General features: G+C 72.3%; 10 protein-coding genes. 4 read left to right on the forward strand and 6 right to left on the reverse strand.

The annotated features are described in order from the left end of the window. Positions 1 to 79: 79 nt before the first annotated feature. The 4 genes from ACLJQZ_RS35515 to ACLJQZ_RS35530 are packed head-to-tail and all read right to left on the reverse strand — an operon-like array spanning position 80 to position 3,954. On the reverse strand, positions 80 to 730 hold the full coding sequence (locus ACLJQZ_RS35515; protein ID WP_410624467.1) for a response regulator: 651 nt from the start codon (positions 728 to 730) through the stop codon (positions 80 to 82). Beyond that, complete coding sequence (locus ACLJQZ_RS35520) at positions 715 to 2,172, reverse strand: hypothetical protein (protein ID WP_410624469.1); 1,458 nt, start codon at positions 2,170 to 2,172, stop codon at positions 715 to 717. The genes ACLJQZ_RS35515 and ACLJQZ_RS35520 overlap by 16 nt, the downstream gene beginning before the upstream one ends. Beyond that, complete coding sequence (locus tag ACLJQZ_RS35525; RefSeq protein ID WP_410624471.1) at positions 2,165 to 3,223, reverse strand: ATP-binding protein; 1,059 nt, start codon at positions 3,221 to 3,223, stop codon at positions 2,165 to 2,167. The genes ACLJQZ_RS35520 and ACLJQZ_RS35525 overlap by 8 nt, the downstream gene beginning before the upstream one ends. After that, positions 3,220 to 3,954: an SDR family NAD(P)-dependent oxidoreductase gene (locus ACLJQZ_RS35530; RefSeq protein ID WP_410624561.1), complete on the reverse strand. Its 735-nt coding sequence runs from the start codon at positions 3,952 to 3,954 to the stop codon at positions 3,220 to 3,222. Before ACLJQZ_RS35530 ends, ACLJQZ_RS35525 begins: the two co-directional genes overlap by 4 nt. Positions 3,955 to 4,110: 156 nt before the next feature. Here ACLJQZ_RS35530 and ACLJQZ_RS35535 point away from each other — a divergent pair, with 156 nt between their 5' ends. After that, a complete protein-coding gene (locus ACLJQZ_RS35535) occupies positions 4,111 to 6,210 on the forward strand; it encodes an RICIN domain-containing protein (protein ID WP_410624473.1) in 2,100 nt (699 codons plus the stop codon). A gap of 65 nt (positions 6,211 to 6,275) precedes the next feature. On the opposite strand, the gene ACLJQZ_RS35540 is transcribed toward ACLJQZ_RS35535, so the two are convergent. Then, positions 6,276 to 7,967: an AMP-binding protein gene (locus ACLJQZ_RS35540; RefSeq protein WP_410624475.1), complete on the reverse strand. Its 1,692-nt coding sequence runs from the start codon at positions 7,965 to 7,967 to the stop codon at positions 6,276 to 6,278. An 84-nt stretch (positions 7,968 to 8,051) separates the two neighbouring features. Continuing rightward, a complete protein-coding gene (locus ACLJQZ_RS35545; protein ID WP_410624477.1) occupies positions 8,052 to 8,657 on the reverse strand; it encodes a TetR/AcrR family transcriptional regulator in 606 nt (201 codons plus the stop codon). Positions 8,658 to 8,726: 69 nt separating this feature from the next. Here ACLJQZ_RS35545 and ACLJQZ_RS35550 point away from each other — a divergent pair, with 69 nt between their 5' ends. Genes ACLJQZ_RS35550 through ACLJQZ_RS35560 form a run of 3 tightly spaced genes read left to right on the forward strand, consistent with a single transcriptional unit; the run spans position 8,727 to position 13,047 of the window. Further along, positions 8,727 to 9,878 (forward strand): acyl-CoA dehydrogenase family protein, encoded by a 1,152-nt coding sequence (locus tag ACLJQZ_RS35550; protein WP_410624479.1) that lies wholly within the window; start codon positions 8,727 to 8,729, stop codon positions 9,876 to 9,878. 8 nt (positions 9,879 to 9,886) lie between these two features. Further along, a complete protein-coding gene (locus tag ACLJQZ_RS35555; protein WP_410624481.1) occupies positions 9,887 to 11,452 on the forward strand; it encodes an AMP-binding protein in 1,566 nt (521 codons plus the stop codon). Continuing rightward, positions 11,449 to 13,047: an acyl-CoA carboxylase subunit beta gene (locus ACLJQZ_RS35560; protein WP_410624483.1), complete on the forward strand. Its 1,599-nt coding sequence runs from the start codon at positions 11,449 to 11,451 to the stop codon at positions 13,045 to 13,047. The genes ACLJQZ_RS35555 and ACLJQZ_RS35560 overlap by 4 nt, the downstream gene beginning before the upstream one ends. Position 13,048 lies beyond the last annotated feature (1 nt).

The following is a 13,048-nucleotide window of genomic DNA, read 5'->3' on the forward strand; positions in this document are numbered from 1 at the left end:
CACCCGCGCGGCTCCCGTCGCCGGGAACGTAGCCCCTTTCGGCGGCGTCCGGTGTGGGCCGTTCGCACCACACGCGGGGTCAGAGGTCGTCGACGCCGATCAGGCCGTCCTGGATGGCCCGCGCGACGAGCGCGGCCTTCGTCGGCGCTTCGCGGCCGATGCGCGCGTACTTGACGCGGATGCGCTCGAGGTGGGAGTTCACCGTGCTGGCCGAGATCCCCAGCCGATGGGCCACGAACTCCTTCGACTCCGACTGGAACCACTCGACGAGCACCTCGGCCTCCCGGGCCGAGAGCGCGGGCCGCGTCTCGGAGCGGTCCCCGGCGAACGCGCCGGCCAGCGACGGCGGGGTGTAGGGCCGGTCCAGCGCGGCGGCCCGCGTCGCCTCCACGAGGTGCCCGGCCCCCTCCGCCTTCGTCAGGTAACACAGCGCGCCGAGCTCGAGGCACTGCAGGGCGACGTCGTCGTCGGCGCGCATCGAGTAGACGACCACGCGGCGCCCGGCCTCGGCGAGCCGCCGCAGGTCGCCGAACGCGGGCGCGGGTCCGCCGAGGTGCAGGTCGAGGATCACGACGTCGGCCGCGGCGCCGTCGCCGAGCCACGCGACCTTGACGTCCTCGCCGTCGGCCACGACGTCGATCGGCGGGTCGCCGCCCGCCAGCCAGTACGCCACGCCGGCGCGCACCGCCGGGTGGTCGTCGACGACGACGGCCGTCACGCGGGTTGCCATCGCGCCTCCATCCAGGTCTGCCCGTCCTGGGTGTGGGACGTGACGACGACGCCGGTCGCTCCCGCGAAATCGTGGCCGTCGCCGGTGGTGTCCGCCACTACGGCGACCCGGACCAAGCCGGGCGTCCGCAGCACGCTCACCCGGGCCCGCGTGCGGGCGCCGGTCAGCGCGGTGAGGACCGGGCCGGTCAGGTGGCGGCGCAGCGCGGGCGGGACGTCGACGGGATCGCCGCTGACCGCGAGCGTCACGGCGACCCCGCGCCGCTCGGCGACGTCGAGGCAGGCGGTGACCTCGTGGACGAGCGGGTCGGGCACGTCGTCGTTCTCCGCGAACAGCCGCCGCAGCTGCGCGGCCGCGAGCGCGCACCGGGCGCGCGCGGCGTCGCTTCGCGGGTCGACGGTGCCGTCGGCGAGCCCGGCCAGCAGCGGCAGGGTCGCGCCGAGCTGTTCGGCGAACCCGGCCCGCAGGTCCCGCCCGGCCTGCCGCGCGAGGGCGGCGCGGGTTTCGAGGCGTTCCCGCTCGGCGGCGACGGCGGTGGCCTCGCCGGTGCGCCGGTCGACCAGCCGGATCAGCCCGCCGATGGCGAGCTGGAACGCGGTGACGGCGAACAGCACGATCGCGGCGTCGCCGACTTCGGTGCGCGCGGGCGTTCCGGCGAGCAGGAACTGCGTGACGCTGGCGGCGGCGTGCAGGGCGAGCGCGCCGCCCAGGAGCGGCGGCCGATCGGACAGCAGGACGAGGAGCAGCCACCCGACGAGCCCGAACGACCAGTGCCGGTCCCGGAAGAAGTCATTGGCGGGCACGACGGCGGTGGCGGCCGACGAGGCGGCGAGCACGAGAACGGTGCCGGCGACGGCGATGACGCCGGGCAGCGGCCGCCGGCGGAGCAGCCAGAAGGCGGAGGCCGACGTGACGACGGCGAAAGTCGCGTAGGCGAGAACGGCGGCGAGGGAGGGGTGACGGAGCAGGGGAGCGAGGCAGAGTCCGATTTGGACGATGGCGGCCACGCCGACCACCACGATCCGCACGGCCGCCGCGAGCCGCACCGCGGGATCGGCGAGAGCGAGCGGTCCGGTGCCGGCCGGGTGCTTTGCGGTGTCGGCAGTGTCGGTTGAGGTCGGCGGTCCGGTGGGGTGTCCGGCCGCTTCGGCGGGGGTGTGGGGTGGTGGTCCGGTGGTGGGGTCGGTCGGGTGTGTCGCTGCCGTGGTGGAGGTGCCGGGGCGGGGCGGCGGTTCGGAGGCGTGGCCGACAGCGCGGCCGGTGGTGTGGAGTGGTGGTCCGGTGGTGGGGCCGGTCGGGTGTGTCGTCGCCGTGGCGGAGGTGCCGGGGTGGGGTGGGACTTCGGTTGCGCGGCCGTCGGCGTGCCCGGTGGCGTGGTTCGCCGTGGGTGCGGCGCGGTGCGGGGCTCGTTCGCCGGAGATCGCCGTTTCGTGCTCAGTCATCGGGCCACCGCAGGGTCACCGTCGTGCCCGCGCCCGGCTGCGACCGGACCTCCGCCGTCCCGCCCGCGGCGCGCATGCGCTCGACCACCGAGACCCGGACTCCCCGGCGGGACAACGGAATTCCCGATGGGTCGAAGCCCTCGCCGTCGTCGGAGATCGTCACCACGACCCCGTCCCGCGTCGGCGCCAGGCACAAGGCCGCGCACGCCGCACCGGAGTGGCGTTCGGCGTTGCGCAGCGCCTCGTCCGCCGCGCGGATCAGGGCCAGCGCCGCCGCGGCCGGAATCAGGGGGACCTGCTCCCAGACCGCCTCCACGCGGAACGCGCGGTTCGCGACCACCGCCCGCAGGCCCGCTTCCAGTTCGGCCGGCGCGTCCTCCTGGCCGGTGAGGATGGCCAGGTCCCGCGCGGCGTAGCCCGCCACCGCCGCCGGGTCGGCCGTGGCGCCCGCCGCCACCGTCAGGAAGGTCGCCGACGCCGTGTCGTGCAGCAGGGCCAGGTACTCGCGTTCGCGGCGGCGGCGGTCGCGGGCCAGGGTTTCCGTTCGCTCGAGCGCGGCCCGGTCGGCGCGCAGCGTGTCCGTCCGGGCCGTCGAGCGGACCAAGAGCACGAACGCCAAGCGCGCCAGGACGCTCTCCACGACCACCCGCAGCGCGACCGGGAGCCAGTCGTCCAAGCCGGTGAACGCGGCTAGCACCAGCAGTCCCGCCACCACCGGCCCGGTCAAGCGCGGCCGGTACTCCCATTGCCACGTGATCGCCGTGATCGTCAGGACGTTGACCGCCCACAGGTTCGTCGTCCACGGCTGGCACGCGCACACCGCCCCCGCGCGCAGCACCGACAGGACGAACGCCGTCCCGCGGCCCGCGAAGACGTCGGCCGCGCCCGCGACCAGGGTGAGCGCGAGCAGGCCGAACGCCAGGGGCAGCGCGCCGGTCGGGGTGGCGAGGACGCCGAACGTGCCGACGAGCCCGGTCGCCACCGCCCGCGCCGGCCCGGCGAACCGCGTGACCGCCGCCCGGAACTGGGCTTCGACGGGGCCGGCCGTCACCAGGTCGGCCGGGCCGAGACGCCGCCGTCGACGACGAGGTCGTGGCCGGTCACCCAGGAAGCCAGCGGTGAAGCCAGGAAAACGCACGCGTTCGCGACGTCTTCGGGGGTGCCCAGCCGTCCCAGGGGCGCGGCGCGGCGCCAGCGTTCGACGCCCTCGGGCCAGTCCAGGCCCGGGCGGTCGATCAGCCCGGGCGACACCGTGTTGACGCGGATCCCGCGCGGCCCGTACTCCAGCGCGGCGCCGCGCGCGTGCATCACCAGCGCCGCCTTGGCCGCGCTGTAGTGGACGTGCCCGGGTGCGGGCTGCTTCGCCTCGATCGACGCGATGTGCGTGACGCTCCCGCCGTCGCCCATCAGGCGGACCGCGGCCTGGGTGCAGGAGAACGCGCTCGTCAGGTTCGCGTCCAGCATTGCCCGCCACCGCTCGACCGGCAGCCCGTCGAGGTCCTCGACGGGCTGCACGCCGGCGTTGTTGACGAGCGCGTCGAGCCGGCCGCCCCAGTCCGCGACGGCGGCCAGCATCGCGTGGCAGGCGTCGTCGTCGGTCAGGTCGGCGGCGAACGCGCGGGCCCGGCCGCCGAGCGCGGCCACGAGGTCGTCGGCCGCGCCGGGACGCCGATGGTGCACGGCCACCGTGCTGCCCGCCTCGGCGAACCGCCGCGCGATTCCGCGGCCGATCGTGCCGGACGCGCCGGTGACGCAGGTGACCGTGCCGGACAGGTCGGGCAGGCCGGGGGCCACGTCGTTCGTCACGGCTCCGATCGTAGATCACGGCCGAATGAGCAAACATGCTCATAACGGCCCTTGACAGATCAGAAAACGACACAGAAGCTGTTCGATATTGTTCGATCGCTCGCTCAGGTCCCCGAGGAGACGACCGTGGTCATGTCATCGCTCAGCGCTTCGCTCGCCGCCGCGGCTCTTGCCGCGGGCCTCGTCGCCGCCTCTCCGGCCGACGCGGCCGCCGCCTACACCGTCACCGTCGGGTCCACCGGCACGTACGCCTACCCGACCGACACGCCGGCCGGCGCGTTCATCGACAAGGACGGCACGTTCTACTTCCAGCAGTCGGCCGCCCTCTACGGCGCGGACGGCCCGCGCGAGTGGGAGTTCTACACCGGCGCCGACTTCGACTCGGCGGCGAAGTCGAGCGCGCTCAGCAACGCCGTCAACCCGGCCGAGTCCCGCGACAAGAACAACGACACCACCTGGCGCTGCAACACGAGCCCGACCGGCAAGGAAGCGACCGACCCGCCGGCCGGGTCGAGCTACGCGCAGAAGAACTTCTGCGACCTGGTCGGCACCTGGGTCGACCCGGACACCGGCGCCTGGTACGGCCTGGTGCACAACGAGTTCACGCCCGAGCCGTTCGGCGCGTACTCGTTCTCGCACTACGACGCGATCGACTGGGCCGTCTCCACCGACCAGGGTCACACCTGGAGCATCAAGGGCCACGCCATCACCTCGCCGTACAGCACGAAGCGCGGCGACACGGCGGCGTTCCCGAACCAGACCTTCGACTACGGCGACGGCGACCCGCGGCTGTTCGCCGACCCCGTGTCGGGCTACTTCTACGTCTACTACGGCTCGCGGATCGTGCCGAAGGCCGGCGCGGGCGGTGGCATGGCCGGGCTCGCGCACGTCGCGCGGTCGCCGATGTCGGCCAAGATGGCGACCGGCTCGTGGCAGAAGTGGTACGACGGCAAGTGGACGCAGCCCGGCGTCGGCGGCAAGGAGAGCAACATGGTGCCGACCGGCACCACCGCCACCGGCTACACCCCACCGGCCGACGACTACGACCCCGCGAACACCGGCAACGTCGACCAGCAGGTCGCGGCCGGGCAGCTGCCGCCGAAGTCCGACCTGTTCGTCATGAACATCGCCTACGACGCGCACCTCGGCGTCTACATCGGCGAGCCCGAGGTGGTCACCGGCACCGCGCCGCAGAAGTTCTACGTCACCGACGACCTGGCCACGCAGAAGTGGCGGCTGATCGGCGACTCCGGCGCCTACAAGTCCGGCTCCTGGTACCGCTGGTTCGCCGACGACGCGAACAAGACCAGCGCCACGATCGTCGGCAAGACGTTCCGGTCGTACTGCTCGATCGCCTGCGCGTCGTCGGACGGCGAGTACGCGAACATCACGGTCACCGGCACGCCCGCCGCGCCGCCGGTCGACCCGGCGAAGACCTACCGCATCGGCAGCGGCGCCGGCCGCGTCCTGGCCCAGGTTTCGGGCAGCTCCGCGACGACGTCGACGACCGGTACCTCCGACCTGGCCGCCTGGACGTTCACGGCGACCGGCGACGGCGCCTACCGGATCACCAACGCGGCCACCGGGCAGGCGCTCGGCGTGCCGACGTCACCCGCGAACCGCGCTTGGGGCACGAAGCCGGTCGTGACGACGGGGACGTCGGTCGGGCAGCAGTGGTTCGCCATTCCGGCCCAGGGTGGCGGGTTCCGGCTGGTCAACCGCTACAGCGGGCTGTCGCTCAGTCTCTCCGGCGCGGCCGACACCACACCGTTCCGCGCGTGGTCGGGCGGGGGTCGTACCGCAGCCGAGCAGACGCTGACGTTCACCGCCTCGTCCACTGTGGACGGGACGCACACGCTGACCGCGTCCGGCAAGGCCCTCGACGTCCCGGCCCACTCGACGACCGCGGGCACGGCGCTGGTGACGTGGACGCCGAACGGCGGCGCCAACCAGAAGTGGGTCTTCACCCACCAGGCCGACGGCAGCTACCGCATCGCGAACGCGGAATCGGGGCTGTGCCTGGACGTCGCCGACGGTTCGACGTCGGCGGGCGCGAAGGTCATCCAGTGGACGTGCACGGGCGGCGCCAACCAGCGCTGGCTGGTCACGGGCTCGACACTGAAGGCCCAGCACAGCGGCCTGGTGCTGACCACGGCGTCCACAGTGGACGGCGCGGCGGTCACCCAGCAGGCCGACACAGGAGCGGCGCTGCAGCGTTGGGCGCTCGGCTGACGCTCGGTGCAAGTTGTCGTGAGTGTTTAGGGCGGTTCTAACCGCCCTAAACACTCACGACAACCCTAGCCGTACAAAGCCGCGTGCTGGGCGCGGAGTTTGTACTTGAGGATCTTGCCGCCCACCGTGTCCGGCAGGGTCTCCGCGAACACCACGCGTTTCGGGCTTTCGTAGCCGGCCAAGCGTTCGCGGCAGAACGCGATCAGCTCGGCTTCGGTGGCGGGAGTGCGGAGGACGACGACCGCCGTCACCGCTTCGCCCCAGTGCTCGTGCGGGAGACCGATCACCGCGGCCCGCAGGACCGCCGGGTGCTGACCCAGCACCGCCTCGACGCGCATGCTCGAGACGTTCTCGCCGCCCGTCTTCACGATGTCCTTGTAGCGGTCCACCATCACGCGCAGGCCGTCCTCGTCCACCACGGCCGAGTCGCCGGAGTGGAACCAGCCGCCGCGGAACGCCTCGCGGGTCGCCTCCGCGTCGCGGTAGTAGCCCGCCGTCATCACCGGCGACCGGTAGACCGCCTCGCCCGGGACGCCGCGGACCGGTTCGCCCAGCTCGTCGACGACGTCGGAGGCGAGCAGCCCGCTCGGCACGCCGACGTAGTTCATCGCGGGGGCCGTGCGCGCGTGCACCTCCGGCCACGCCGACGGCCAGAACCGGTGGCAGGCGATGGCTTCCGTCTGCCCGAAGATCCCGACCGTGACGAACCCGGGCGCGGTCCGGGCTTCGAGGCGCCGCAGCAACTCGGGCGCGAGCGCACCCCAGCCGTAGACGAGCGTGGTCAGCGACGTCAGGTCCAGCGACGGGTCGGCGTCGATCGCGTCGGCGAGCGCGCCGACGAACTGGGGCGATCCGGCCCAGACGGCGGTGGCTCGCGACCGCGCCAGCGACACCGCGACCGGCCCGGGGACCGGGCGGCGGCCGAGGACGAGCGTGCCGCCGGCGAGGAACGTCGAGTAGGTGAACAGCGCGTCACCGACGTGGTAGAGCATCGGCAGGAACGTGCAGACCCGCAGGTCGGTCTCGTGCCGCAGGCCGCGCGTGAGCGACAGCGCGAAGTTCAGCCCGGCCAGGTGCGCGTAGCTGTGCGAGAGCATCACGCCCTTCGGCATCGCGGTGGTGCCGGAGGTGAACAGCAGCTGGAAGATGTCGTCGCCGTGGATCTCGACGTCGGGTTCGGTGTCCGGCTGTCCGTCGAGGAACGCGCCGAACGACGGCGTGCCCGCGACCGGGCCGCCGCCGACCGTGATGGTGGCGCCGATCCGCAGGTCCGCGACGCTTTCGAGGCGCGGCCAGAGTTCGGCGTCGACGATCGCCAGCCGCGGCTCGGTCTGCCGCACGAGGTGCTCGACGACGTCCGGGGCGAGGCCGGGGTTGATCGGGACGGCGACCATGCCCGCCTTGGCGATGCCGATCTTGGCCAGGAACGCCTCGACGGTGTTTTCGCAGAACAGCAGCACGCGGTCGCCGGGCGCGAGACCCGCGGCGGCGAGCGCGTGGGCGAGACGGTTCGCGATCCGGTCGGCTTCGCGGTACGTCACGGAGGCGAACGGCTCTTCGCCGTACGCGCCCTCGGCCGCGCTGATCGCCACCTGGTCCGGCCGGCTCCAGGTGAGCCGTTCGAAGACGTCGCCGACCGACGTCCGTTCCCAGCGGTTCACCGCGCGGCGTCCACGCAGGGTTTCGACGTCGATGGCGGCCGGGTCCGGCAAGGCGGCGCCGTGCGGGTGGTGGGGCAGGGCACTGGTCGTGGTCATCCCGGGCTCCTTCGCCGTCGCCGACGTCGATCAGCATGCCGTGAGCCAGGTCACCAAATCAAGAGAAAGTTATTCGCCATTCACTCACGGGGATGGTGGTGCCGGGACGCCGAGGCAGGCGTGCGCCATTTCGCCGAGCAGGGCGGCGAGCCGCTCCGGGGCGAGCCCGCTGCGGAAGAACAGCGTGGACTGCACGGCGCCGATCGCCGCGTGCACGGCCAGGCGCACTTCGCCGTCGGCGAGGTCGGGGCGCAGCGGGGCCAGTACGTGGACCCAGTCCTCGAGGTAGTGCCGCTGCGCCCGGCGCAGCCGCCGCCGGTCCTCCTCGGGCAGGTTGTGGATTTCGCGGTGGTAGACCGCCAGCACGGTGCGGTCCTCGATGGCGACCCGGATGTGATCCCTGATCAGGCCGGAAAGCACGGCGTGATCGGCGGGGGCGCCGGCGAGGATCGCGGCGGCGCCGTCCTGCAGCCGGGTCATCACGCGGTCGAGCAGCGCGACCAGGATCGCGTCCTTGTTCTCGAAGTGCCGGTAGACGCCGGATCCGACGATGCCCGCCTCCGCGCCGATGTCGGCCATGCCGATCGCGTGGAACCCGCGCCGCGCGGTGAGCTCGGCGGCGGCGGTCAGGATCCGCTCGCGTCGCTCGGGGTCGCGCCGCCGTCGGGTGGCCGGGGGAGTCGCCGTCATCTTGTCATCCTCGCAGACGAGCGCTACGGTGCGCTATAAGTGAATGAAGAATCACTAAGGAGCGTCGGCGTGGACGTGTTCGAGAGCGACGAGGCCCGTGACCTGCGGGCCGCGGTCGGCGCCATCGCGGCCCCGTTCGGGGGCAAGTACTACGTCGACCACGCGCGTGAAGGCCGTGAGTGCACCGAGCTGTGGCACGCGCTCGGCGACGCGGGGTTCATCGGCGTCAACATCCCCGAGGAGTACGGCGGGGGCGGCCGCGGCTTGGCCGAGCTGACGATCGTCATAGAGGAGAGCGCCGCGAAGGGCGCGCCGATCCTGCTGCTGCTCGTCACCGAAGCCATCTCCGCCGAGGTGCTCACCGAGTTCGGCACGCCGGAGCAGCGCAAGGAGTGGCTGCCCGGGCTCGCGAGCGGCCGCGCGAAGGTCGTCTTCGCCATCACCGAGCCCGACGCCGGCTCCAACACCCACAAGCTGACCACCACCGCCCGCCGCGACGGCGACGACTGGGTGGTCGACGGCGAGAAGTACTACATCTCCGGCGTCGACACCGCGGACGCGCTGCTGCTCGTCGCCCGCACCGGCCGCGACCCCGACGGCACGGCCCAGCTGTCGCTGTTCCTGGTCCCGGTCGACGCGCCCGGCCTCACGGTAACGCCGCTGCCGGTGGACGTCATGCTCCCGGAGAAGCAGTTCACGCTGCACTTCGACGGCGTCCGCCTGCCCGCCACGGCGCTCGTCGGCGAGGAGGGCGCGGGCTTCCGGCAGGTCTTCCACGGCCTCAACCCCGAGCGCATCACCGGCGCTGCGCTCTGCGTCGGGATCGCGCGCTACGCCCTCGACGTCGCCGCCCGCTACGCCCGGGAGCGGACCGTGTGGGACCGGCCGATCGGTGTCCACCAGGGGGTTTCGCACCCGCTGGCCAAGGCCAAGATCGAAACCGAGCTGGCCGCCCTGATGACGCACCGCGCGGCGGCCCTGCACGACGCGGGGCAGCCCGCGGGCGAGGCGTCGAACATGGCCAAGTACGCGGCCGCGGAGGCCGCGCTGGCCGCCGTCGACGCCGCGATCCAGACCCACGGCGGCAACGGCGTCTCGGCGGACTTCGGGCTGCTGCCGTACTGGGGGCTCGCCCGATTGCTGCGGATCGCCCCGGTGAACCGCGAAATGATCCTCAACTTCGTCGCCCAGCACAGCCTCGGGCTGCCCCGGTCCTACTAGGAGGACTGATGACGAACCACAACCTCGTCCACCGGGTCAACGTCGGTGACGCGCTGACCCGCGTCGCGTTCGCCCGCCCGGAGACGCTCGCCGTGGTCGACGGCGACCGCCGCTGGACCTACGGCGAGTTCGACACGTGGGTCAACCGGCTCGCGCACGGCCTGGAGGCGCGCGGGTACACGACCGGCGACGTCCTCGCGCTGGCGTCGGCCAACAGCGCCGAGTTCCTCGCGGTCTACTACGCCTGCGCGAAGCTCGGGCTCGTCTGCGTGCCGATCAACCTCGGCTGGCGGAGTGACGAAGTCGCTTACGTGCTAGGGCATTCGCAGGCTCGTGGCATCGTCGTCGAGCGTCAGCTGGCCGGGGTCATCGCGCCGGCCGTGGCCCAGGTGCCCGGAGTCGCCGACGTGATCCTCGCGCCCGGCACCGGCGGCGACGTCACCGGGCTGACCGTCGACGACGTGCTCTCGGACGACACGACGTCACCCGAGGTCGTCATCGAGGACCGCGCGCCACTGTCCTATCTGTACACCTCCGGGACCACGGCCTCACCGAAGGGTGTCGTCGGGACGCACCTGGCGATCCACCTGGAGTCGATGTCGGCCGCGCTGGACTCCGGCTGGCGCCCCGACGACCGGTTCGTCGCGATGATGCCGATGTTCCACACCGCGCAGCTGAACGCCTTCTGCACACCCGCGATCCTCCTCGGCGCCACGATCTTCGTGCACCGCGGCTTCGACCCCGAGCGGTTCCTCGACACGATCGAACGCGAGAAGATCACCCAGGTCTTCGGCCTGCCGATGATGTTCCGCGCGGCGCTGGAGCACCCGTCGTTCGGCGGGCGCGACCTGTCGTCGCTGCGGCGCGCGGTCTACGCGATGGCGCCGATGCCGGAGGCGCAGATCAAGGCGTGCCTCGACGGCTTCCGCTGCGACTTCGCGCTGCTGTTCGGGCAGACCGAGATGAGCCCGATCACGACGTTGTTCCGGCCCGAGCACCAGCTCTCGCACGTCGGCGCCGTCGGCACGCCGCTCACCGGCGTCCAGGTCGGGATCATGGACTCCGGCGGGAAGCTGCTGCCGCGCGGCGAGCAGGGCGAGATCGTCTACCGGGCGCCGTCGACGATGCAGGAGTACCTGCACAACCCCGAGGCGACCGAGGAAGCGTTCCGGCACGGCTGGTTCCACTCCGGCGACGTCGGCCGGTTCGGGCCGGACGGCGTGCTGTGGTTCGCCGACCGCTCCAAGGACGTCATCAAGACCGGCGGCGAGAACGTCGCCTCGATCGAGGTCGAGCGGGCCGTCTACGACACCGAGCCGAACGTCGCCGAGGTCGTGGTCGTCGGGCTGCCGCACGAGCGGTGGACCGAGGCCATCACGGCGGTGGTCGTGCCGAAGCCGGGGGAGACGATCGACGCCGACGACCTGCGGCTGCGGCTGAAGGACCGCCTGGATGGTTACAAGGTCCCGAAGGCCGTGATCGTCACCGATGAGCTGCCGCGCACGTCCACCGGGAAGATCCAGAAGAACGTGGTCCGGGACAAGCACTCCGGGCATTACGGGGGAGCGGAATGACCGTCCTCAAGTCCCTGCTCGATGTCTCCGCCGAGAGCTACGCGACCAACCGGAAGGCCCAGCTCGACGCGCTGGTGAGGCTGGAAGAACAGCTGGAGCTGGCCATCGCGGGCGGTGGTGAGCGGTACGTCCAGCGCCACCGCGACCGCGGCAAGCTCCCGGTCCGCGAACGCCTGGAGCTGCTGCTCGACCCGGACAGCCCGTTCCTGGAACTGGCCGCGCTCGCCGCGTGGGGCACCGACTTCACGGTCGGCGCGTCCGTGCTCACCGGCATCGGCGTGGTGTCCGATGTGGAGTGTGTGGTCATCGGGCACGACCCGACCGTGCGCGGTGGGGCGATGAACCCCTACTCGCTCCGCAAGACGTTGCGGGCGCTGGAGATCGCCCGCGTCAACCGGCTGCCGGTGATCAACCTCGTCGAGTCCGGCGGGGCCGACCTGCCGACGCAGGCCGACCTGTTCGTGCCGGCCGGCCGGATCTTCCACGAGCTGACCGAGCTGTCGTCGCTGGGCATCCCGACCCTCGCCATCGTGTTCGGCAACTCGACCGCCGGCGGCGCGTACGTGCCCGGCATGTGCGACTACGCCGTGCTGGTCGACCACCAGGCCAAGGTGTTCCTCGGCGGGCCGCCGCTGGTCAAGATGGCCACCGGCGAGGAGGCCGACGACGAGTCCCTCGGCGGCGCCGACATGCACTCCCGCGTCTCCGGCCTGTCCGACTACTTCGCCGTCGACGAGCGGGACGCGATCCGGCTCGGCCGCCGCGTGATCAGCCGGATCAACTGGCGCAAGCTCGGCCCCGCGCCCAGCCGGACGCCGGAACCGCCGAAGTTCGACCCCGAGGAGATCTTGGGGATCGTCCCGCCGGACCCGAAGGTGCCGTTCGACCCGCGCGAGATCCTCGCCCGGACCGTCGACGGCTCGGACTTCGACGAGTACAAGCCGCTCTACGGCACCTCGCTGGTGACGGGCTGGGCGAGCATCCACGGTTATCCCGTCGGCGTGCTCGCCAACCACCGCGGCGTGCTGTTCAGCGAGGAAGCCAAGAAGGCCAGTGAGTTTATCCTGCTCGCCAACCAGACCGACGTCCCGCTGGTGTTCCTGCAGAACACGACCGGCTACATGGTCGGCACCCGCTACGAACAGGGCGGCATCATCAAGGACGGCGCCAAGATGATCAACGCCGTCACCAACAGCACGGTGCCGCACTTGACCGTCAACATGGCGTCGTCGTTCGGCGCCGGCAACTACGGCATGTCCGGGCGCGCCTACGACCCGCGGCTGATGTTCGCCTGGCCGGGCGCGAAACTCGCGGTGATGGGCGCGGCCCAGCTCGCCGGGGTGATGTCGATCGTCGGCCGCAACTCCGCCGCGTCGCAGGGAAAGCCGTTCGACGACAACGCCGACCGGGCGCGCACGGCCGCCATCGAGGCGCAGATCGAGACCGAGTCGCACGCCTTCGCCGTCACCGCGCGGTTGTACGACGACGGCATCGTCGACCCGCGCGACACCCGGGACGTCCTGGGGATGTCGCTGTCCGCCGTCCACTCCAACCGCGTCGAGGGCCGTCGCGGCTTCGGCGTCTTCCGGATGTGAG

This window comes from Amycolatopsis sp. cmx-8-4 (assembly GCF_046548675.1).
In the GTDB taxonomy this organism is placed as follows: Bacteria; Actinomycetota; Actinomycetes; order Mycobacteriales; family Pseudonocardiaceae; genus Amycolatopsis.